Annotated in this window: 18 protein-coding genes and 4 tRNA genes; 15 read left to right on the top strand and 7 right to left on the bottom strand. The window is 39.2% G+C overall.

Annotation, left to right across the window (positions count from 1 at the left end; translation table 11 throughout):
• The first annotated feature begins 1 nt into the window (after position 1).
• The 4 genes from rpsD to AC056_RS10450 all read left to right on the top strand — a co-directional run bounded on the left by rpsD (position 2) and on the right by AC056_RS10450 (position 3,721).
• Positions 2 to 628: a 30S ribosomal protein S4 gene (gene rpsD, locus AC056_RS10465; protein ID WP_002049716.1), complete on the top strand. Its 627-nt coding sequence runs from the start codon at positions 2 to 4 to the stop codon at positions 626 to 628.
• Between the two features lie 17 nt (positions 629 to 645).
• Positions 646 to 1,653, top strand: a complete 1,008-nt coding sequence (locus AC056_RS10460; protein WP_004705386.1) for a DNA-directed RNA polymerase subunit alpha — start codon at positions 646 to 648, stop codon at positions 1,651 to 1,653.
• 18 nt (positions 1,654 to 1,671) lie between these two features.
• Positions 1,672 to 2,049, top strand: a complete 378-nt coding sequence (gene rplQ / locus AC056_RS10455; protein ID WP_002049717.1) for a 50S ribosomal protein L17 — start codon at positions 1,672 to 1,674, stop codon at positions 2,047 to 2,049.
• 181 nt (positions 2,050 to 2,230) lie between these two features.
• On the top strand, positions 2,231 to 3,721 hold the full coding sequence (locus AC056_RS10450; protein WP_039253594.1) for a flavin-containing monooxygenase: 1,491 nt from the start codon (positions 2,231 to 2,233) through the stop codon (positions 3,719 to 3,721).
• Between the two features lie 49 nt (positions 3,722 to 3,770).
• Here AC056_RS10450 and AC056_RS10445 read toward each other — a convergent pair whose 3' ends face one another.
• A complete protein-coding gene (locus AC056_RS10445; RefSeq protein ID WP_019457781.1) occupies positions 3,771 to 4,943 on the bottom strand; it encodes an acyl-CoA dehydrogenase family protein in 1,173 nt (390 codons plus the stop codon).
• Positions 4,944 to 5,132: 189 nt separating this feature from the next.
• Here AC056_RS10445 and AC056_RS10440 point away from each other — a divergent pair, with 189 nt between their 5' ends.
• The 5 genes from AC056_RS10440 (at position 5,133) to AC056_RS10420 (ending at position 10,673) form a co-directional block, all read left to right on the top strand.
• The gene (locus AC056_RS10440) at positions 5,133 to 5,390 is read left to right on the top strand and encodes a succinate dehydrogenase assembly factor 2 (protein WP_002049719.1); all 258 of its coding nucleotides are present in this window, start codon (positions 5,133 to 5,135) and stop codon (positions 5,388 to 5,390) included.
• A gap of 6 nt (positions 5,391 to 5,396) precedes the next feature.
• A complete protein-coding gene (locus AC056_RS10435; RefSeq protein WP_077163581.1) occupies positions 5,397 to 5,786 on the top strand; it encodes a hypothetical protein in 390 nt (129 codons plus the stop codon).
• 767 nt (positions 5,787 to 6,553) lie between these two features.
• Positions 6,554 to 7,639: a hypothetical protein gene (locus AC056_RS10430; RefSeq protein WP_019457778.1), complete on the top strand. Its 1,086-nt coding sequence runs from the start codon at positions 6,554 to 6,556 to the stop codon at positions 7,637 to 7,639.
• Between the two features lie 84 nt (positions 7,640 to 7,723).
• Positions 7,724 to 8,290, top strand: coding sequence for a rhombosortase (rrtA, locus tag AC056_RS10425; protein WP_004705397.1), 567 nt, complete (start codon positions 7,724 to 7,726; stop codon positions 8,288 to 8,290).
• A 187-nt stretch (positions 8,291 to 8,477) separates the two neighbouring features.
• Positions 8,478 to 10,673 (top strand): TRAP transporter large permease subunit, encoded by a 2,196-nt coding sequence (locus tag AC056_RS10420; protein WP_077163580.1) that lies wholly within the window; start codon positions 8,478 to 8,480, stop codon positions 10,671 to 10,673.
• A 146-nt stretch (positions 10,674 to 10,819) separates the two neighbouring features.
• Here the strand turns inward: AC056_RS10420 and AC056_RS10415 are convergent, their stop codons facing one another.
• The 4 genes from AC056_RS10415 to rnr form a co-directional block, all read right to left on the bottom strand.
• Complete coding sequence (locus AC056_RS10415) at positions 10,820 to 11,251, bottom strand: hypothetical protein (RefSeq protein ID WP_077163579.1); 432 nt, start codon at positions 11,249 to 11,251, stop codon at positions 10,820 to 10,822.
• 11 nt (positions 11,252 to 11,262) lie between these two features.
• Positions 11,263 to 11,472: a YheV family putative zinc ribbon protein gene (locus AC056_RS10410; protein ID WP_002049754.1), complete on the bottom strand. Its 210-nt coding sequence runs from the start codon at positions 11,470 to 11,472 to the stop codon at positions 11,263 to 11,265.
• 40 nt (positions 11,473 to 11,512) lie between these two features.
• On the bottom strand, positions 11,513 to 13,567 hold the full coding sequence (locus AC056_RS10405; RefSeq protein ID WP_077163578.1) for a M3 family metallopeptidase: 2,055 nt from the start codon (positions 13,565 to 13,567) through the stop codon (positions 11,513 to 11,515).
• Positions 13,568 to 13,702: 135 nt separating this feature from the next.
• On the bottom strand, positions 13,703 to 16,123 hold the full coding sequence (gene rnr, locus AC056_RS10400) for a ribonuclease R (RefSeq protein WP_213033486.1): 2,421 nt from the start codon (positions 16,121 to 16,123) through the stop codon (positions 13,703 to 13,705).
• A 260-nt stretch (positions 16,124 to 16,383) separates the two neighbouring features.
• On the opposite strand from rnr, the gene AC056_RS10395 reads away from it, so the two are divergent.
• The 4 genes from AC056_RS10395 (at position 16,384) to AC056_RS10380 (ending at position 17,377) form a co-directional block, all read left to right on the top strand.
• A tRNA-Ser gene (locus AC056_RS10395) sits at positions 16,384 to 16,474 on the top strand.
• A gap of 10 nt (positions 16,475 to 16,484) precedes the next feature.
• Positions 16,485 to 16,561: transfer RNA gene (locus tag AC056_RS10390), tRNA-Arg, on the top strand.
• A gap of 39 nt (positions 16,562 to 16,600) precedes the next feature.
• Positions 16,601 to 16,677: transfer RNA gene (locus AC056_RS10385), tRNA-Arg, on the top strand.
• A gap of 106 nt (positions 16,678 to 16,783) precedes the next feature.
• On the top strand, positions 16,784 to 17,377 hold the full coding sequence (locus tag AC056_RS10380; protein WP_077163576.1) for an HAD-IB family hydrolase: 594 nt from the start codon (positions 16,784 to 16,786) through the stop codon (positions 17,375 to 17,377).
• Between the two features lie 68 nt (positions 17,378 to 17,445).
• On the opposite strand, the gene AC056_RS10375 is transcribed toward AC056_RS10380, so the two are convergent.
• Complete coding sequence (locus AC056_RS10375; RefSeq protein WP_077163575.1) at positions 17,446 to 19,524, bottom strand: beta strand repeat-containing protein; 2,079 nt, start codon at positions 19,522 to 19,524, stop codon at positions 17,446 to 17,448.
• Between the two features lie 592 nt (positions 19,525 to 20,116).
• Here AC056_RS10375 and AC056_RS10370 point away from each other — a divergent pair.
• A tRNA-Arg gene (locus AC056_RS10370) sits at positions 20,117 to 20,193 on the top strand.
• Positions 20,194 to 20,306: 113 nt separating this feature from the next.
• Here the strand turns inward: AC056_RS10370 and AC056_RS10365 are convergent.
• Entirely contained in the window at positions 20,307 to 20,999 is a 693-nt protein-coding gene (locus tag AC056_RS10365) for a nitroreductase family protein (protein ID WP_077163574.1), read from the bottom strand.
• Between the two features lie 224 nt (positions 21,000 to 21,223).
• Here AC056_RS10365 and AC056_RS10360 point away from each other — a divergent pair, with 224 nt between their 5' ends.
• Complete coding sequence (locus AC056_RS10360; RefSeq protein ID WP_004705413.1) at positions 21,224 to 21,721, top strand: YcxB family protein; 498 nt, start codon at positions 21,224 to 21,226, stop codon at positions 21,719 to 21,721.
• Positions 21,722 to 21,744 lie beyond the last annotated feature (23 nt).

The raw sequence follows: 21,744 nt of genomic DNA, 5'->3' as shown, positions 1-21,744 counted from the left end.
CATGGCTCGTTATATTGGTCCAAAATGCAAACTCTCTCGCCGCGAAGGGACAGACCTGCAACTTAAATCTGGCGTTAAACCATTTGACGTCAAAACTAAAAAAGCTAACAAAGCACCTGGTCAACATGGTCAGGCTCGCGGTGGTAAGCAATCTGAGTATTCACTACAATTACGTGAAAAACAAAAAGTCCGTCGTATTTACGGTGTGTTAGAGCGTCAATTTAGTAACTACTATAAAGAAGCAGCTCGTGTTAAAGGCGCAACTGGTGAGAACTTGTTGAAATTGCTTGAAAGCCGTCTTGATAACGTTGTTTATCGCATGGGTTTTGGTTCTACACGTGCAGAAGCTCGTCAGTTAGTAAGTCACCGTAGCATTACTTTGAATGGTCGTCGTGTAAACATCGCGTCTATTCAAGTTAAAGCGGGTGATGTAATTGCGGTTCACGAAGGTGCTAAACAACAATTGCGTATTAAAAACGCGATTGAATTAGCTGCTCAACGTGGTATTCCAGCTTGGATTGATGTTGATCATTCTAAACTTGAAGGTACGTTTAAAGCTGCACCAGATCGTTCTGATTTACCTGCTGAAATCAACGAAAGCTTGATTGTAGAATTGTATTCTAAATAATCCTTGAGGTAGCAATAATGACGCGTACTGCAAACGAGTTTCTCACTCCGCAAGCGATCAAGGTCGAAGCGGTAAGCGGGACCTCGGCAAAAGTGATTCTAGAACCTTTAGAGCGTGGTTTTGGCCACACTCTAGGTAATGCTTTACGTCGCATTCTATTGTCTTCTTTACCTGGCGCTGCTGTGGTTGAAGTAGAGATAGAAGGTGTCGAGCACGAGTACAGTACTTTAGAAGGCTTGCAGCAGGACATCGTCGAGCTCTTGCTGAACCTAAAAGGATTGTCTATTAAGCTGTTCGATCAAAATGAAGCTTATTTAACATTAGAGAAACAAGGTCCTGGCGATATTACTGCTGCTGACCTTCGTTTACCTCATAATGTTGAAGTGGTTAACCCAGATCATTTAATTGGTACTTTGAGTGCTTCAGGTTCATTAAAAATGCGCTTGAAAGTTTCTCAAGGTCGTGGTTATGAAACATCTGATTCTCGTTTCCCTGAAGGTGAAACACGTCCAGTAGGTCGTTTGCAATTAGATGCTTCTTATAGTCCGATTAAACGTGTTTCTTACACCGTTGAAAATGCGCGTGTTGAACAACGTACCGATTTAGATAAACTGGTAATCGACCTTGAAACAAATGGAACGGTTGATCCGGAAGAAGCAATACGCAAAGCGGCAACAATCTTGCAACAACAAATTGCAATTTTTGTTGATCTTCAGAAAGATCAAACTCCAGTTGCTCAAGAACCTCGTGAAGAAGTTGACCCAATCTTGCTTCGCCCAGTAGATGATCTAGAGCTTACTGTTCGTTCTGCTAACTGTTTGAAAGCAGAAAATATTTACTACATTGGTGATCTCGTTCAACGTACTGAAGTTGAGTTGTTAAAAACGCCTAACCTTGGTAAAAAATCGTTAACAGAGATCAAAGATGTTTTGGCATCGAAAGGCTTACAACTCGGTATGCGTCTTGAAAACTGGCCACCAGCTAGTCTTCGTATGGACGACCGTTTTGCCTATCGTAGCCGTTAATTAAGTAGGACTATCACCATGCGTCATCGTAATAGTGGTGTGAAATTAGGCCGTACAAGCAGCCATCGTAAAGCGATGTTCCAAAACTTGGCTAATTCTTTATTTGAACACGAGTTGATCAAAACAACTGTTCCTAAAGCTAAAGAATTACGTCGTGTTGCTGAGCCTTTAATCACTCTAGCAAAAAACGATACTGTAGCAAATCGTCGTTTAGCATTTGCTCGTACTCGTAATGCTGCAACTGTAGGTAAATTATTTACCGTACTCGGCCCTCGTTACAAAGAACGTAACGGCGGTTATCTACGTGTTCTTAAAGCGGGCTTCCGTGCTGGTGATGCAGCACCGATGGCTTACGTTGAGCTTGTAGATCGTGAAGTGAATACTTCAGCTGAATAATTGATATTATTCGAAAAAGGCCGGCTTTATGCCGGTCTTTTTTATTTTCTAAAAGTTATAAAAATAAAAAATTGTCCCCAAGTGACATAAAAAAGCGGATAAACGGTCAAACTTGACATTGTGTATTGTCAAAATTGTGCTTTAATAAAGTCATATTCTCAACAATGGGTATAAAAATAAAATGGAAAAGCAAGTTGATATTCTAATCATTGGTGCCGGCATTTCAGGAATCGGAGTTGCTGCCCATCTATCTAAAAACTCTCCGCAGCGCCAATTTGAAATTTTGGAGCGTCGTGAATCTTTTGGGGGGACTTGGGATCTTTTCCGTTATCCTGGTATTCGTTCAGATTCAGATATGTCTACATTTGGTTTCAACTTTAAACCATGGTGTAAAGCAAATGTACTGGCTGATGGTGCTTCAATTAAAGGTTATTTAGGTGAAGTAATTGATGAGTTCAAATTAAAAGAAAAGATTCACTTTGGTCATCGTGTGCTTTCTGCAAATTATGATTCTACTTCAAAGAAATGGCATGTTGTTGTCGAGGATAGCAATAAAAAGCAACAGACTTGGGTAGCTAACTTTGTTGTAGGTTGTACTGGTTATTATAATTATGACCAAGGTTATGCTCCGACTTTCCCTAATCAAGATGCTTTTAAAGGTCAACTCATTCATCCGCAGCATTGGCCAGAAAACTTAGACTATACAGGTAAGAAAGTAGTAATTATTGGTAGTGGAGCTACTGCAATTACTCTGGTTCCAGCAATGTCAAAAGGTGGAGCAGGTCATGTGACGATGTTACAACGTTCGCCTACGTATATTGCAACTGTTCCTTCTATTGACTTCATCTATGAAAAGACTCGTAGATTTATGTCTGAAGAGGCGGCTTACAAATTTACCCGTGCTCGTAATATTGGTATGCAACGCGCAATTTATGCATTATCTCAGAAGCATCCTAAAACAGTTCGTCGTTTACTCTTAAAAGCAATTGAAATGCAGCTTAAGGGTAAAGTAGATATGAAACACTTTACGCCTTCTTATAATCCTTGGGATCAGCGTTTATGTGTAGTACCTGATGGTGATCTATTTAAGATTCTTCGTGAAGGTAAGGCGAGTGTTGAAACTGATCAGATTGAGAAATTTACAGAAACTGGTATTCAATTAAAGTCTGGTAAACACCTTGATGCCGATATCATAGTATCTGCAACTGGTTTACAAGTTCAAATTATGGGTGGTGTTCAAGCTAAAGTTGATGGTAAGCCAATCAACTCCTCAGAACATATGCTTTACAATGGCATTATGCTAAGTGATATTCCAAATATGGCCATGATTATTGGCTATGTGAATGCATCTTGGACATTAAAAGTTGATATTGCAGCTGATTATATTTCCCGTCTATTAAACTATATGGACAAGAATAACTATGATGAGGTTATTCCAGCGGGTAATAAAAACGAAATGGAAGAAGATACTGTAATGGGTAAATTGTCTTCTGGTTATATTAGTCGTGCAGCTCATGAGCTTCCAAAACAAGGTAAGCATGCTCCATGGCAAGTAACCAATAATTATCTTGAAGATAGAAAGTCATTACAAAATGCTAAATTTGATGATGGTATTCTTCATTTTCACAAACATTCAGATGTAAATACACGTAAGCCAAAGCTAGTGTCTTAAGATTTGAAATAAAAAAGGAGGCAAATAGCCTCCTTTTTTATGCTTGGTATTAAAGTGTCCTAGAGATTAATTCTTTCATAATTTCGTTTGTACCTGCATAAATGCGGTTTGCTCGGTGATCAATATAAGCACGAGCAATTGGGTATTCCAGCATGTAACCATAACCACCATGTAATTGAAGACATTCATCGACTATTTTCGAGAACATATCCGAAATTTTATATTTAGCAGCTGCGGCAGCTTCAACACTCAACTTTTCTTCAAGTTGTAATTCCATACAACGATCTAAATAGGTACGGCAGAAATCAATTTCAGTACGTAGTTCTGCGAGTTTGAAACGTGTATTTTGGAAAGCACTAATTGGCTTGCCAAATGCTTTACGATCTTTTGTATATTGAACAGTATGTGCAAACGCTGCTTCTGCACCAGCTTGGCAGATAATTGCAACCAACATACGCTCCCATGCTAATTCTTTCATGAGCATAATAAAGCCCATACCTTCCATGCCTAAAAGATTTTCTTTAGGAACACGAACGTTATCAAAGAAGAGTTCACATGTATCTTGGCCTTTCATGCCAATTTTATTGAGTGGTTTACCTTTAGTAAAACCAGCACGGTCAGCTTCAACAATAATAAGTGATAAATTGGCAGAGCCTTTATCACTGTTGCCTGTTTTACAGACCACGATGGCCATATCACACAAATAGCCATTGGTAATAAATATTTTTGAACCATTAATCACATATTCATCGCCATCAAGAACGGCTGTAGTTCTTACAGCTTGTAAATCTGAACCTGTGCCTGGTTCTGTCATGGCAATTGCGGTCACTGTTTCACCAGTTGCCATTTTAGGGAGCCATTTTTGCTTTTGTTCTTCGTTTCCAAAGTTATTGATATAGTTGGCGACAATATCGGAATGTAGCGAGAAACCTGTACTTGAGTCCATTGCGTATGCTTGTTCTTCGATAAGAATCATACTGTATAGGCGATCCACACCTGAGCCACCGTATTGTTCTGGCATGGTGGTGCACAGTAAACCTAATGCACCAGCTTTATTCCAAAGATCTCGGTCCACATGTTGTTGTTTTTCATATTTTTCAGTATTTGGTACAACTTCCTTCTCATAGAATTTACGTACCGTTTCACGAAAAGCTTCATGTTCTTCGTTAAATAGATGGCGAGGTAACATATTTGGAATGGGACGAATAGCACCAGATTGCATTGTATTTCTTCCTTGGTTTGGGCTTGATGTTATGAGTCTAAACATAAGGCAAGCTCATTAGGTCTAACAATGTGATGAATGCTCATTTATAGCTATGAAGTGATAAGTTTGGTCAATTTGAGATTTTTAGCGAACTTTCTTATGTGATCAGGTAAACTAGGCGCACTATCAACGCAGATGGGGAAATAAATGTCTGAAGAAATGACCTTGGAAGAACGTAAAGTAGTTTATCGCGCACGCCGCGGTTTAAAGGAAATTGATGTCTATTTTGACCCGTATGTGAAAAATTATTATTTAAAGGCAGATCCAGCAGAAAAAGCATTGTTTGCTGAATTAGTAGAGCAGGAAGATCCTGATTTACTTGACTGGTTTATGGAAGTATCTGAACCGCCGCGTACAGAATTACGTGATTTTATTCATAAATTAAAGCATTATGTTCATGGCTGATTAGTTTTGGTCAACCAATTGAATTTTAAACTGAAATATAGCCGTTTCTCGATTATATTTCAGTTTTTTATTGGCTTAAGCTTAGCAGTTCTGTTTTATCAACTCCTACCAATACTCTGGTGGTTGGTTACGGTCAGTTTACTATTTATAAGTTTTGTTTTCTTTTTAAAGCGACCACGGCTCGCTCAAATTGCTTATTTAGATCAGAAATTATGGTCACTTAGCTTTCATTCAGAACAAACCATTTCTCGTGTAGAAATTTTAAAAATAATTGATTATCAGATTTTCATAGTGATCTATTTTGAAGGGCATAAAACATTAACTTCTGTGATTTGGTTTGATCAAATGTCCTTATCTCAATGGAAACAGCTTAAGACTTTAGAAAAATTCTATTAATTGTTAGACAATTCTACATTTGTATATTTATTTAAAAATTTGAAAAATCAAACAATTAAGATTTATTTCTTTTCGGAAAATGTAAATTGTCTAGTTAAAATACAGAAAAAAGAGCAAGAAAGCTAATTGTCCGACAATTTCTCAATATGGTTATTATTCTATCGGTTAAAGTACAAACACCAACGTAAAGTGTGTCGGAGGTCTCAAATGGAGATGCCAACATGGTCGTTCTTGGTCATTGCCATCATTCTGGCAGTGGTGATAGGAAGAGCAGGAACTTTACTCAGGGAACATCTTAATAAAGCTAATTATAGCAAAGTTAAGAGACAGAGGATGCAAAGGTCGTCGGTCAGTCAATAGTTTAATTGGTTAATCGATTCATTTCATCAAGTGTCCAGTTTTACTGGGTGCGAATGTAGTAAGGAGGTCTCTCATGGAGATTTCAATGTGGATGTTTCTGTTAATTGCAGTTGTTATGGCTGTAGTAGTAGGAAGAGCAGGAACTTTACTCAAGGATTATATAGAACAACAATAATATAAGCCGTTAAAAGCTTATCCCAGTTAATAAGTAGCATGTGCTGAACCGTCGCAATGCTACTTTTTTTTGCCTAAAATTTTTGTTTCCCTCAAAAACTGTCAATTTTATCTGCTGTAAAGTGTGTCAAAGTATAAGCGCTACAATTAGAGTAATTACTCTTTTATTCAAGATATGCATCTGCTAATGTACATCTGAAAAGGAAAAAACAAATTACATCGAGGACAGGAAGATGTCTAAAGTCCAAAAAATAAGCCAAGGTTTGGCGATGAGTTTTCTTGCAGCTTCAGTTTTATCAGGTTGTTCATACGTCGTGAAAAGCGGAGCAAATGTTGCTTTAGGTTTTACGGAAAAGCACGTTGTTCCACCTATTTTGGCAATGCAAGATGCTGAAATGGTTTGTAATACTGGTAGTGCCTTAACTCCTGCAATCATGTCGACTAAAGGGATGGGTGCAGATCCTACTCGTGTTGCTGTCTTAATGTATGCTGCTTCAGGTGTATGTGCGGAAAACCAAGCATTAGAACAGGAGTTACGTTATTTGCGCGCTTCAAAAGCAGGACAAGTAACAGAAGCTCAAGATGCACGTATTGCGCAGAAGCGTTGGGCTGCAATTGCTGCAGAGCGGCAATATACGGGCTATAAATTATTCGCTGATCGTTGGGAATCTAAATATAAGTACCATTTAGGTGACTCTTGTCCAACTATGCGTAGTGATACCGATCAGACTGTATATCTACTTGGAATGATCAGTGGTCTTCAAGCGGTGACGAATGACATTAACTCAGGTGGTTCTGTCAATGTTCCGAAAGATATTGCTGCTATCGTAGAGCGTGGCATGGTTTGTCTTGATAACCAAAAGTTCTGGGGAGCACCAAATGCAACACGTGCGGTGATCTGGACTTTATTACCAGGAGCTAATGAAGGTAAGCCAGACCCGTATGAGACTTTAAAACAGTCAGTGCAAATCGGTGAACAAAAAGGTGTCCGTTTGTCTCACGCACTCTATGCTGTAGCTGCACAAGCAAGTGGTGATGATGCCAAAATCCGTGATGCATTAAAAACTTATGCAGCATCTCAAGCAGATGATAAACCAGTTAATCCGAACTTTAAGTTAATCGATAGTATGGCTGGTTTAATTGTTCGTGGTATTTCTGACCGCTATTGGACTGAGCATACAGGCGTTCGTACAGGTGACGGCGGTATGTCTCATTTCTGGGATGAGAAAAACGAGGGTTCAGCAGAACTGGATGAGTTATTTGACGGTGGGGCTGCATCAGAAGTTCCAGCAGACTCAGCAACTGCACCTGCACAGTAAAAAGATCTGAAGAAACTAACTCCTTGCGTTGCTACTTATTTTTCGTATTAATCGTAAGGAGTCTAGTTTTAAAAGGAGTGTGCTATGAAGGATCATGTACTCAATAAAAAAGTGCTTTTGGTCGCAGGGTGCATTTCTGTTTCTGCATGTCTACAAGTATTTCCAGATTATTTTATTTATTGGCGTGAAAGCTTACTTGGTGAGTTTTGGCGTTTGTGGACAGCGCATTGGGTACATGTGGGGTGGATTCACTTCCTTTTAAATATGATGGCATTTGCATGTTTGCCCTTCATATTTCCACATACCAAAGTGTGGCATATCTTAATTCTTCTTTTTCTTCTACCACCATTTATTAGCTTGGTGTTCTATTTTTATTTACCTTATATCGATGCATATGCCGGCCTATCTGGTGTACTTCACGGGCTATATACAGCCGTTGCTCTAGTTTATTTGCAATATCGCAAAGAACGGAATTTTGCATTGTTAGTTTTAGGACTAATTATTGCCAAACTGGTTTGGGAAAACACCTTTGGGCAAACGGGCACTGCACAACTAATTGGTAGTCCTGTTTTAACCGAAGCACATTTGTATGGTGCGATAGGCGGTGCAATCTTTGGGGGATGCTATTGGCTTATACAGAGATTCAAGTAGGAAGATTGACAATACAAACTGTTAAAAAAGAGATTTTAGTCATTCTTTATTGATAAAGTTTGATGCAAATTTGATCGTTGAATAAAGGGATTGGTAGAAAGGGGATGGACGATACCCCTGACCAAGGAAATTGCATGACTCAGAGCCTTTGTTATGAGGGATTTGAGAGAACAAAATTGGAATATTTATGCAAGAATATCAAGAAAAAAGATCTGGATTAGGTCTGCTGGGTTATATATGGAACGAATGGATCTCAACATTCGTAATCCTCATTTTGCTATTAATGACACTAATCATTGGTACCGGGGAGATGATCCACGGGCAATTATTACGTATCGGGGAGCGCCTTTATGGTGACCCTGCGATAGGCATGCAATATTCATTTTTGCGTGCTGAACCTGAAAAGCCATCTTGTGATCGAAATCCAAATATTGATGCTCAAGTAAAAGAGCAAATGAAAGCGAATGCATCTGATGATTTCGCAAGCTTCTTTGGTGCTGCCTCAGAAAGTGATGTCCGTGCATCCTTACAAGCCGCAAAGCAGCAATGTGAAGATAAATATAAGGCCTACGATAAAACTATTAAATATATTGAGGCAAATCCGGGAGTACGTACATACCGTACGATTGAAACGGGTTTCTTCGGTATATTTAAATTTGGTACAGAGAACCGCGCCATTTTACTGGTCTTTATGGTTTTAATTTCTGCAATTACTGCATCATTGAAATATCACCATATTGGCTTGCGTAATCCAGCAACAAAAATTGATTACAAAGTGTATTCTCTCTTTATGTTGCTTGGTAATGCACTACTAAGTTTTTCTGTGATTAGTCAGTATCGTTCTGTCATTAATTCTGGGGTAACACCTACTTATGAAACAGTAACAATTTACTGGATATGGATGATTCTGTTTGTTGTTCTGAGCTTAATTAGTCTGTATCAATTATTTGTTTCACCTCCACCAAAACGTGAAGGCGGTAACATAGGCTTAGCCTTACTCTCTGTGCCTTTATATGCTTATATGGCACTAATTACAGGTATTGTCTTCACATTCTTTATGGACTATCCAATGGGGCAAGGGATTTACCTTGGTTTGTTGGTTGAGTTCTCAGGTATTTTCTTAAATCTTGCCTTATTTATTTGGGCAGGTATGTTACTTACACAAACACGTGTTATGGACTTGTTCTTAAATGTACTTCGTCCATGGAACTTAGCGCCAGAAACCTTAACTTGGTTAATTCTGATTGCTGCTGCTGTACCAACAGCTTATACAGGTGCATCAGGGATTTTCGTTATTGCGGCCGGTGCGATTATTTATAAGGAAGTTTGGAATGCAGGTGCTCGCCGTCAGTATGCACTTGCTGTATCTGCAATGTCAGGTTCATTAGGTGTTGTGGTACGTCCATGTCTATTGGTCGTTTTAATTGCCATGCTAGACAGTCGCCATGTTACATCTGATGAATTATTTGGACATGGTATTTACGTATTCTGGTTAACTGCATTTATTTTCTTAGGTGTATCTCTTTTCTTGGCAGAAGAAAAGTTCCGTGTGAACTCACCGAAAGTAGCACTTCCAGGCATGGCACGAGCTTTCGTACCCGTTATTCCATATATCTTAATTACAGTAGTTGTTCTTGCATTTTATAAATATGCATTAGATACCGGAATGAATGAATTTACTGCACCAGTCATTCTGCCACTCGTACTGATTGCGATGATCTTGTACGATAAATTGGTGATGCCTAAAGAGACACCAGCTTTAAATATTCATGAAGCAATTGTTCGTGAGCATGAGAAAAAATCTCCGTTCTTACAATCACACGATCCGCATAGTTCGCAGTTCCGTCTTGGTTTTGGTGGTGCATTGCGTTTTGCGACATCAGAAACCGTTGGACATATCGGTGCCTTAATTATTTTGATGGCATTGTCTGCAAGTGTAGGTGGTTTAATTGAGCGCTCTGAAGTGGTTGAGTTATTACCAACTCATTTGGGCAGTATCTATATATCACTGGCGTGTATTGCATTGTTGCTTGCTATTATCGGTATGTGTACAGATCCATTTGGTGCTGTAATTTTAGTAGCAGCAACGATTGCGCCTGTAGCTTACGAAAATGGTATTCATCCAATTCATTTCTGGATGATTGTATTGGTTGCATTCGAATTTGGTTATGTAACACCACCAGTTGCCTTAAACCATCTACTCACGCGGTTGTCCGTCGGAGATGATGAAGTGAACGCTGCTGATGCTGAAGCGAAAGAGAAATACACAAGTTTCTATTATCGATATGAACGTTGGTTATTACCAATTATTGTCTTGTTCTCTTCGTTGGTACTGGTAACTTATGCTCCATTAGTACTGAAACTTTTTGGTTGGTACAAATAGTTTTAAATGTATAAACCTAATAAAAACACTCTCTAAGGGGGTGTTTTTTTTATGGTGAGTTTTTAAATAAGCCAGTTTCTAATTAGTAAAAAAGCTAGTTCAAGGTGAACTAGCTTTTTTACGTTATCTTTAGATTTAGGCAAAAGCTATTGTTGTTTAACCTGAGCTTCGAGCAGTTTTACTTGCTCTTCTTTTAGCTTAATAAGTTGATCGGCATCAGCGTGTTGAGCTTTTAAAGTCGCTTCCTGATCTTGTAATTGATGGTTGATATCATTGAGCTTAGAAACTTCTTCTTTTGCTAAAGATTCTTGAGCTGGAACAGGCTGTTTGAGCACATCTTCATTCACAAGCTGCTGAGAACTAGCAGTTTGCGGTTGAGCTACAGGTATGGAACTTGCTGAGGGTGCTGTAGGTTTTTCAGGAGCAGGTGTCGATACAGGATGAGGATCGACTATCGGTGCTGGCGATTCAGTTTTTTTTAAAAACCATTGTGCTGCGAAAAAAAGCACTGCCAGAATGCTTAAGCCCCCAATTAAAATCCACAAGAGTTTTGAGTTTTGTTTTCTTTGTAGTGGCATCTCTAAGACCTTTAGTCAGAACGACGAGGCTTGAACTGTATTACTCCAACTTCATCAGGTATAGCAGGTGTTTCCGGTTCATCAACATGAGTCGGACGATTTTCGCTATAACCGCATTCGATACATTCAATCCATTCGTCTTCAGCGGTGGTTAGCATGACAATCCGATCTATGGCTTCACATTTTGGACATTTAGCCCCAGCAATGAAACGTTTTTTCATCTTTATCACCCTAACCACACGATCAATTTAGGCCCATAGTTTAAGCGGTTTTGTTGTCGTTCGTCCAACCTTGATGACGTAACAATGCATCAATTTTTGGTTCACGACCACGGAAATTGACAAATGCTTCAAGAGCAGTATCTTTCCCACCTACAGCTAAAATTGCTTGACGGAATTCTTTACCTGTTTGAGTGTTGAAAATACCTTCATGTTCAAAGCGGTCAAAAGCATCACTTGCTAAAACTTCTGCCCACTTGTAAGAGTAGTAACCCGCCGCATAGCCGCCTGCAAAAATATGGCTAAAGCTATGTTGGAAACGGTTGTAGTCGACAGTTGGTACTACTGCATATTGTTGGCGTATGTCATTTAATGTCTCTTGAATTTGCTCGCTATTCAACGCAGGAGTCTTGGTGTGAATAGTTAAGTCAAACAGTGCAAATTCAAGTTGACGTAAAGTTTGCATACCAGATTGGAAGAAACGCGCATTTAATAAAGCATCAAGTAATTCTTGAGGTAAGGTCTGCTTGCTCTCAATATGTTCACTTAAAACATCAAGACTTTCTTTATCCCATGACCAAAACTCCATAAACTGACTTGGTAACTCGACTGCATCCCAAGCAACACCGTGAGTACCTGCAACCGAAATATTATCTACTTCAGTTAGCATATGGTGTAAGCCATGTCCAAACTCGTGGAACAAGGTAATAACTTCATCGTGAGTCAGTAAGGCTGGCTGATTACCTACAGGTGGAGTGAAATTACACACCATATAGCAAATTGGTTTTTGTAAACCATGAACAGTTTGCATACGTGAGCGGAAGCCGCTCATCCATGCGCCGCCGCGTTTACCGGTACGTGCATATAAATCAAAGAAGAACCCGCCAACCACTTGGCCTTGGTCTTCTAACTCAAAATAACGTGCATCTGGATGCCAAACAGGAGCTTCACGTTCAACGATATTAATGCCGTATAGGCGCTGAACAATCTGGAATAAGCCCTGAATGACTTTCGGAGCAGGGAAGTAAGGTTTTAATGCTTCTTGAGATAAGTTGAACTGTTGCTGTTTAAGCTTTTCAGAATAGTAAGTCGTATCCCAAGGTTTGAGCACTTCAATTCCATCTTGTTTGGCAATTGCTTGTAGCTCAGCAACTTCTTGAAGAGCAGGTGTACGTGCATGCTCAGCGAGATCAACTAAAAAGTCATGTACCGTTTTTACATCTGGTGCCATTTTGCTTGCAAGAGAATATTCAGCGTAGTTATTGAAACCAAGTAGCTTCGCCATTTCCTGACGAAGACTTAAAATTTCTTCCATAATTTTGCTGTTATCAAACTCAGTTTGCTCAGACTGATCAGATGCGCGAGTAACATAGGCTCTGTAAAGCTCTTCACGTAATGCGCGATCATCTGCATAGGTCATGATTGCAAAATAAGCTGGGAAATCTAAAGTCGCTACTGCTTGGTCAAGCTCGCGCTGTTTACCGTACTGCTTTAATAATTCAATATTACTTTCTGGAAGACCTTTTAACTGATCTTCTGTAAGCGGTTTAAAGTAGGCTTGTGTAGCATCAAGTACATGGTTCGAGAAATCAGAAGAAAGCTGTGAAAGACGTGCAGAAATTTCTGCATAGCGTTTTTTCTTTTCACCTTCTAGAGCAACGCCAGAAAGCTTGAAATCACGTAATGCGAGGCGGATGGCACTTTGTTGCGCAGCGCTAAGTGTTGTATAGCTCTGACCATCATGAATATGTTGATAAGTCTGATATAGAGCCGTGTGTTGGCCTAGTTGAGTGTAATATTCACTTAAAGCGGGTAAGAGTGACTGATAGACTTCTCTGGTTTCTGCATTACTCATCACTGCATTTAAATGTGACAACACTCCCCATGATTCACTAAGGTTATTTTCAAGTGCATCAATTTGTTCAAGCACGGCAAGTTGCTGATCTGTCTCGGATGGTGCAACCGTAAGGGTATTTAAGAACTCTTGTCCTGCTTGAATTGCTTGTTGAATGTCTTGTTTTAAATTATCTAATGTAATTTGGTCAAAGCGGGGAGTAGGTAGAGTTGCTTGCTGTAAAGTCATTGCTAGTAGCCACATTATTTTTTAAACATAGTATTAGATGTAGGTATTGTTAGGCAGGAAATCAAGCTTAATTTGAAAAATAAACGTTCTAAAAGTATTAAGCCCCCATTTTTGGGAGCTTAATAATAAATAATGTAAAAAAACTATGGATTAGTCAGCCTTGGACTTGGCATTCGACTTTTTCTTTTTGGGTTTTACTTTTTTCTTTACTTTTTCTGGCTTGGCCTCTGCTTTCGTAGTGGTTTTTTTACCAGACTTTTTAGTATATGAACTTGGTTTACCTTTTTCCTTCTTTTTACGGACAGGTTTTTCACCATCATTTGAAGTGGTAGGTGGTTTACCAAAAACTTCTTCAGTTGCTTGGGTTGATGTTCTGGTTGTACGTGGGGCACGACTGCGAACTACTCGTCCAGCATGGGTGACTTGCTGAATAAGTTGAAAATCGATCTTACGTTCTTCTAGATTTACAGCAGCAACCTGAATCTTAACTTCATCACCTAAACCAAAGACCTGACCGCGATTTTGTCCAATAAGGTTTTGACTCGCTTGATCATAAATAAAGAAGTCATCGCCAAGCTGGCTAATATGAATCATGCCATCGACATATAAGTCTTTAAGGGTAATAAATAGGCCAAATTCAGTGACAGCACTTACTATACCAATGAATTCATCACCTAAGTGCTGTTGCATATAGTGGCACTTCAACCAAGTCGTTACACTGCGAGATGCTTCATCTGCACGGCGTTCAGTTTGAGAGAAATGTTCACCAGCATCGTCTAAAGCTGCACCCGAGAGTGGGGACGGCTTTTGTTTTAAATGAGCTTTAATTGCGCGATGTAACAATAAGTCTGGATAGCGACGAATTGGTGAGGTGAAATGCGTATAAGCTTCATAAGCTAAACCATAGTGGCCTGCATTTTTTGCGCCATAGTAAGCTTGCATCATTGAGCGTAATAACACGGCATGAATGCTTGGTGCATCAATACGGTCTTTAGTTGCCTCAATAACTTTTTGATAATCTGCTTGAGTTGGTTGGTCAGGGAACGGTAAACCAAGAAGTTTTACAAAGTCTTTTACTTTCTGAATACGTGAGAACTCAGGCGCTTCGTGTACGCGATATAACATTGGAACATCATGTTCTAATGCATATTCAGCCGCAGCCACGTTAGCAAGCAACATGCATTCTTCAATAAGTTTGTGTGCTTCATTACGTGTGCGAGGCAAAATTTCTTTAATTCCACCTAGCTCATCAAAAGTCATATACGTTTCAATGGTTTCAAATTCCATTGCATGACGATCAGCACGTAAATTTTTCAAAATCTGATAAAGCTGGAAAAGCGTATTGAGCGATTTGTGAATATCACGATCTTTCGGAATTGCGTCAGTTGCACCGTCAAAATATTGCGCTACCTGCGTGTAGGTCAAACGTGCTTTTGAATGCATGACCGATGGATAAAACTCATAACCCGTTACACGACCAGTACGGGAGAGTTTCAGGTCACAAACCATACATAAGCGATCTACATGCGGGTTAAGTGAACATAATCCGTTTGATAATGCTTCTGGTAGCATTGGTAATACAAAATGAGGGAAGTAAACCGAAGTACCACGTTCTTCCGCTTCCTCATTAAGAGCTGAATCTAAGCGCACATAATGGCTCACATCGGCAATTGCAACTACAACGCGATAACCCCCACCTGGACGTTTTTCTGCATACACGGCATCATCGAAATCTCGTGCATCTTCACCATCGATTGTGACAAGCGCTAAATCTCTTAAATCAACTCGCCCTTCGCGGTCTTGTGCAGAAGGTTCTTTAAAACTTTCAGCTTCTTTTATAACTTCATCTGGAAATTCGTAAGGTAAGCCAAACTCAAGAATGGTCTGCGGGATAATAATTTCGGTATCCGCTTTATCTGCCATAGATTGAATAATATGCGCTGTTGCAAACTCTTCACGTGTTGGGTAGGTATCTATAGCAATACGAAGCATGTCGCCAACATTTGCGTTGGCATGTGCAACTAATTCTTTTTCTAATGGAATCGGTTGGTGCTGATTTGGATTATTAGGTTGAATAAAGTATTCACCGTCGTGTATAGACAATTTACCAATTAACTGTTTTACACGGTGCTGTAGAACCTCGGTAATGAAACCCCACGGTTTACCTTTACGATCTACTGATGTCTGTCGAACTCGAACCCGATCACCATTAAAGACTAAGCGTAATTCACGTTCAGGAAGTAAAAGGTCATTTTGGCCGTCAATATGAGCGGTACCTAAACCTTTACTATTAATATAGACAGTCGCTTCATAAGTGGGTTGGTCTGCCACCAACTGAAACTTAAACCCGTCTTTCATGATTTGACCATCGCGAACCATTGCACTTAAGCGATGACTAAGAGCTTCGATACTTTTCTGGTCTTGAATATGAAAATGGTCAACAAGTTCTGCATGGGATTGTGGTGTCTGCAATTGCTCCAATGTATCTAAAATAAGAGTACGGCTTGGAATCGGATTGTCATAACGTTCAGCTTCAGCTTTCGCTTCGGGGTCAGCCCAGTTTTTTGTCATGTCTTTTGGTTTCACGCTTGGCAGATAAGTTTAGCATAAGTCATGCAGACCCGAACTGCACGTTTAGGTTTGCAATAATGTGTATGCACTACTGTATTTTAATGAAGAAATAATATCTATCTTAACAAGCGTTTGATCGAAAAAGATGAAAATAATAAGGAAATTGCTTAAAAAATAATTCATTGAACTAAAAAACAAGAAAATTTCACTATGATGACTTGAACAATAGGGTTTTAGTTTGTATTATGGCGGCTCGTTCCGGTGAGGTGGATGAGTGGCTGAAATCACTTCCCTGCTAAGGAAGCATACCTATTACTGGTATCGAGGGTTCGAATCCCTCTCTCACCGCCATTTACTTAATGCGCTCATAGCTCAGCTGGATAGAGCACTTGGCTACGAACTAAGGGGTCGGGAGTTCGAATCTCTCTGAGCGCACCAAGTAAAATAGAACGAATCGCTGAAAGGCACACAAGTTACGCGCTCATAGCTCAGCTGGATAGAGCACTTGGCTACGAACTAAGGGGTCGGGAGTTCGAATCTCTCTGAGCGCACCAACTTGAAGAATTAACCGCTTTTATAGCGGTTTTTTTGTGTCTGCTATTTAGTAATTTTTAAAAATTTAAATTTATAACTTTTTAATTATATTAGAGATAATCATAAATGAATCTGGCTTTATTTGATTTTGACGGCACGATAACCCATAACGATACTTTTAGTTTGTTCCTTAAATTTTCTTTGAGCAGGAAAACTCAAATACTTGGTGGTATTCGACTTGCACCTTATATTGCGGGCTATAAGTTTGGCTGGGTAACGGATAGAACTATACGGACCAAGCTCTGTCAGGTAGGATATGTTGGCTATAATGCCGATTCTCTGAAACATATAGGACAAGAGTTTGCTAACAAAGTAATTCCTACCTGTATTCGTGAAAATGCACTAGAACGTATTCTCTGGCATAAACAGCAAGGGGATCAGGTTGTTGTTGTATCTGCTTCGTTAGGGGTTTATTTAGAAAGTTGGTGTCAGTCATTAAACTTAGATGTTATTTGTAATCAACTTGAGATACATAATGGTGTCTTGACTGGTAATTTTATTAATGGTGATTGTGGTTATTTAGAAAAAGTAAATAGAATAAAAAATAAATATGATTTAACCAAATATTCTACTATTTATGCTTATGGTGATACTCCTAATGATTATCCGATGTTAGGGTTAGCGCATAAGAAATATTATAAATGGCAGGAAATGAATTAATATTAATTAATCTTTAAAAATATATACAAAAATAAAGCCACTATAAATAGTGGCTTTATTTAATTTTATTAAAGAGTGTGTGAAGAGCTATATAAGAAATTATCAGTAAGTAATGATTGAGGAACTAAAGTATGAACCGTATTTGTTACGCTTGATACTGTAGAAGTTACTCCTCCTAAGTTACCTGTTAATCCACCTAATAGCCCAGAAATCACATCTGAGCTACCTGTGCCAGTTACACCACCAGTTAAGCTACCCACGATATCTGTTACGATGCCAATAGGATTGCTGCCAGCTGTACCGCCAGTTACGCCACCAATGATATCGGTAACTGTACCAAGTGGATTGCCACCAGTTAAACCACCAAGAAGATCAGTAACTACACCGAGTGGATTATCGCCACCAACACCACCAGTTACGCCACCAATAGCGCCAGTCGCACCACCAAGAATGTCAGTTAAAATACCAGTCGCAGTTGTACCATTTGTAATGAGTGTGTTGACAATATCAGTTGCATGATCAGTTGCACCTTGGATATTACCGCCCACCAAATCAGATACAACCTCAAGCGCACCATTCACTGTATCGTGAGACGTTTCAAAAGTTAAAGTGCCAAGATGAGCAACATCGGTAACAGGGTGTTCCGTTTGAGGAAGCACACCAACCACAGTGTCTGCAACAGTATTAATTGCTGTATTAATAATACCAGTTTTTAAAGTTTCCACGCCCTGAAGAACATCGATACCACTTTGGACCACATCAATTACTGGAGATATAGGAGATGTGCCGCCACCAATAATACCGCCAGTCACACCGCCAAGAATGTCAGTAACAGTACCAAGTGGATTGCCGCCAGTAACACCACCAGTCAAGCCGCCGATAGTGCCAGTCACACCGCCAAGGATGTCAGTAACAGTACCAAGTGGATTGCCGCCAGTAACACCACTAGTCAAGCCACCGATAGTACCAGTCACACCGCCAAGGATGTCAGTTAAAATGCCTGTTGCAGTTGAACCGTTATTAACAAGTGTCCCAAGAATACCTGTTGCAGATTGAGTAGCTCCTTGAATGTCGCCACCTACTAAATTAGATACTGTTTCTAATGCGCCATTGACTGTATCGCGAGAGGTTTCAAAAGTTAGAGTGCCAAGATGAGCAATATCGGTAACAGGATGTTCCGTTTGAGGGAGTACGCCAACTACAGTGTCAGCAACAGTATTAATTGCTGTATTAATAATACCAGTTTTTAAGCTTTCAACGCCTTGAAGAATATCAATGCCGCCTTGAACTACATCAACAACTGGAGAAATAGGAGATGTACCACCACCAATAATACTACCAGTTAAACCACCGATAGTGCCAGTCACACCGCCAAGGATGTCAGTTACTGCACCGATTGGATTGCCGCCAGTGACACCGCCAGTTAAACCACCAGTCAGACCGCCGATAGTGCCAGTTACACCGCCAAGGATATCAGTTACTGCACCGACTGGATTGCCGCCAGTGACACCGCCAGTTAAACCACCAGTCAGGCCGCCGATAGTGCCAGTCACACCGCCAAGGATATCAGTTACCGCACCGACTGGATTGCCACCAGTCACGCCGCCAGTTAAACCACCAGTCAGACCGCCGATAGTGCCAGTTACACCGCCAAGGATGTCAGTTACTGCACCGACTGGATTGCCACCAGTCACGCCGCCAGTTAAACCACCAGTCAAGCCACCGATAGTGCCAGTCACACCGCCAAGGATGTCAGTTACTGCACCGACTGGATTGCCACCAGTCACACCGCCAGTTAAACCACCAGTCAGACCGCCGATAGTGCCAGTTACACCGCCAAGGATGTCAGTTACTGCACCAACTGGATTGCCGCTAGTAGCACCACCAGTTACACCACCAACAGCACCTGTTACTGTTCCGACTACACCAGAAACTAAGCCTGTTGTGTGAGAAACGGTATTGGTTACAGTTGAAACAACATTAGAAAGTAAGCCTGATGTTGAAACATTTCCAGTAGCAATATTTATATCAGAAACGTTTACGTTAACAGAGGAACCTGTATTTACAATTGGGGTTACCGATATAATATTACCCAAGTCTTGGGTAACTTTTGATATCGAAGTTACTAGATTTTTTAATAAGAACATGATGGTCTATTTCCTGTGTATTTATGTATTTTTAAGTAAGTATTTATTTATTACGTTAGGCAATTATTGAGATATGCTTCTCAATAATTAAAAATTAGTATTGGGTACATCTCAAAAAGTGTCAATGCATATTTCTACTCAAATAATTTGATACTTATAATGTTTTGACAATTAGATATTCATTTTGATTTAGACATAAAAATAATAATTTTTTTTATAATATATGGTTTAAAGATCAATGTATTTTTTCCTCTTTTTTTGATTATTTTTTATAAATATTAAAGCTAAATAAACTAGCTAATAAAAATATTTATGGGCAGATAGAAATATTTTATTTATATAATCCTGACTAAAAAACTATACTTTTATTTTTATGCATTTGGCCAAAATGCCCAAATTGGAGTGTAGCCGTAAAGAACTTTAATTGAAAAAAAATATTTCAAACTGATTTCATAGCTAAGCAGACTACATTCCTGAGCGAGATCATACCTTTGTATTTTCTTATGGCTAAGAACTAGACGTTCGATGTCAAAAAGATGAAAAATGTCTTTCTAAAATAGAAAAAATGCGTATAATGCCCTCCATCAAGTACGCGCTCATAGCTCAGCTGGATAGAGCACTTGGCTACGAACTAAGGGGTCGGGAGTTCGAATCTCTCTGAGCGCACCACTTGAAGAATTAACCGCTATTTATAGCGGTTTTTTTGTGCCTATTTTTTATAGTTTTATTAAAAAAGCTGGTGCTCATGGCAACCAGCTCTAAACAATAGTACAAAATATTGATTAGCCAAATGTTTTAAAGCGGCTTGAATCATCAATAAAGGCTTTTTCTCCAGCATTTCCTTCAATAGAACCGAAAACTAACTGAGCTCTTAGCTTCCATTCAGCTGGGATATTGAAAGCAGTATTAATTTTCTCATCAATAATTGGGTTGTAGTGTTGCAATGAAGCACCAACACCTTGTTCAGCTAATACGTTCCAAACTGCAAATTGAGCGATTGCTGTTGAGTGCTCAGACCAGATTGGAAAATTATCAGCATAAGCTTCAAACTGTTCTTGTAAGCCTTTAACCACGTTCTGATCTTCATAAAACAAAACTGTGCCTGCACCAGCGGCAAAACTTTGAATTTTTTGTTCTGTTCCAGATACAGCTTCAGCTGGGATAATACTTTTTAAAACTTCTAGAACAGTATCCCAGAATTTTTGATGTGATTGTCCAAATAAAATAACAGCGCGAGATGATTGAGAGTTAAATGCAGAAGGACTATGTCTGATTGCTTCTTGAATTAATTTTTCAATTTCGTCGTTGGTTTGGCTTAAGTTATTTCCAATTGCATAAATAGAGCGGCGGTTCTTAATGAGTTCTAAGAAAGAAACTGCGTTTGAAGGCTCTAGTTTTTGAGTGGCTTTAACAGCCACATCTTCTTGAGTTGCCGATTTTTGATTTAAGCCAAATAGTTTTGCAAAGAAAGACATGACGAATTCCACTAAAAGAGACAATAGAAGCATTCTATAAATTTAAGAATATGAAATAAGCCTTATAAATATGAATCTATGTTCTATATATGAAACGAGTAAGCCGCTTGTACAACTGAAAGTCTTATAACTTGAGCAAAAATAAAAAATCACTTTTGATTCATTTTAAAGCGTAGATGAATATGCTCTAATAGTTTCGATTTATTCAATATTGACACATTGTGATGACCGAGCAAAAAAGCGCTTTATCTTTACGTTATTATTTAAATTTAGAAGAGTCTCAAGACGGGTTTGGCTTGGTGACGTTCGGAAAGAAGCAATTCAGCCGTTTTTTAACCCCTGTTATTAGTGTTGCAATCATTATTTGGGGGCTTTATTTAGGTTTCTCAGGTGTTGGTCGTTACTATGTTGCTTTAGGTGTTTTTTTCCTAATTATGCAAGGTTTAATGCGCTATTGGCTTTTACCAATGATGTTTAAACGTCAGTTTGTACGTTATCAGTTTGGTAAGAGTGAGCAGGGAATCGATTTATATCAGGATTATTTTGAACTTTATGCTGCGGGTCGTAAACAAGTTGTACAGTATGGTGACGTACAAACTTTTGCCATAGGTAAATTGACTTATATGCTTGAGCTAAAAAATAAGACGGTCATTATTGTACCTAAACGTGCTTTTGCTCAAGCTTCAGATCAAACCGTATTTGAAAATACATTTAAGAAATAAGTTATTGGAATTATTAGTCGCAA

This window comes from Acinetobacter genomosp. 33YU (assembly GCF_001990725.1).
GTDB lineage: Bacteria > Pseudomonadota > Gammaproteobacteria > Pseudomonadales > Moraxellaceae > Acinetobacter > Acinetobacter seifertii.
The sequence above is the reverse complement of the archived record's forward strand: the minus strand, read 5'-3'. Positions and strand labels throughout refer to the sequence as shown.

Excerpts from the sequence above, each read along its gene's own strand:
- rpsD (WP_002049716.1), top strand. The coding sequence starts at position 2 with ATGGCTCGTTATATTGGTCCAAAATGCAAACTCTCTCGCCGCGAAGGG.
- AC056_RS10460 (WP_004705386.1), top strand. The coding sequence starts at position 646 with ATGACGCGTACTGCAAACGAGTTTCTCACTCCGCAAGCGATCAAGGTC.
- rplQ (WP_002049717.1), top strand. The coding sequence starts at position 1,672 with ATGCGTCATCGTAATAGTGGTGTGAAATTAGGCCGTACAAGCAGCCAT.
- AC056_RS10450 (WP_039253594.1), top strand. The coding sequence starts at position 2,231 with ATGGAAAAGCAAGTTGATATTCTAATCATTGGTGCCGGCATTTCAGGA.
- AC056_RS10445 (WP_019457781.1), bottom strand. The coding sequence starts at position 4,943 with ATGCAATCTGGTGCTATTCGTCCCATTCCAAATATGTTACCTCGCCAT.
- AC056_RS10440 (WP_002049719.1), top strand. The coding sequence starts at position 5,133 with ATGTCTGAAGAAATGACCTTGGAAGAACGTAAAGTAGTTTATCGCGCA.
- AC056_RS10430 (WP_019457778.1), top strand. The coding sequence starts at position 6,554 with ATGTCTAAAGTCCAAAAAATAAGCCAAGGTTTGGCGATGAGTTTTCTT.
- rrtA (WP_004705397.1), top strand. The coding sequence starts at position 7,724 with ATGAAGGATCATGTACTCAATAAAAAAGTGCTTTTGGTCGCAGGGTGC.
- AC056_RS10420 (WP_077163580.1), top strand. The coding sequence starts at position 8,478 with ATGCAAGAATATCAAGAAAAAAGATCTGGATTAGGTCTGCTGGGTTAT.
- AC056_RS10415 (WP_077163579.1), bottom strand. The coding sequence starts at position 11,251 with ATGCCACTACAAAGAAAACAAAACTCAAAACTCTTGTGGATTTTAATT.
- AC056_RS10410 (WP_002049754.1), bottom strand. The coding sequence starts at position 11,472 with ATGAAAAAACGTTTCATTGCTGGGGCTAAATGTCCAAAATGTGAAGCC.
- AC056_RS10405 (WP_077163578.1), bottom strand. The coding sequence starts at position 13,567 with ATGTGGCTACTAGCAATGACTTTACAGCAAGCAACTCTACCTACTCCC.
- rnr (WP_213033486.1), bottom strand. The coding sequence starts at position 16,123 with ATGACAAAAAACTGGGCTGACCCCGAAGCGAAAGCTGAAGCTGAACGT.
- AC056_RS10380 (WP_077163576.1), top strand. The coding sequence starts at position 16,784 with ATGAATCTGGCTTTATTTGATTTTGACGGCACGATAACCCATAACGAT.
- AC056_RS10375 (WP_077163575.1), bottom strand. The coding sequence starts at position 19,524 with ATGTTCTTATTAAAAAATCTAGTAACTTCGATATCAAAAGTTACCCAA.
- AC056_RS10365 (WP_077163574.1), bottom strand. The coding sequence starts at position 20,999 with ATGTCTTTCTTTGCAAAACTATTTGGCTTAAATCAAAAATCGGCAACT.
- AC056_RS10360 (WP_004705413.1), top strand. The coding sequence starts at position 21,224 with ATGACCGAGCAAAAAAGCGCTTTATCTTTACGTTATTATTTAAATTTA.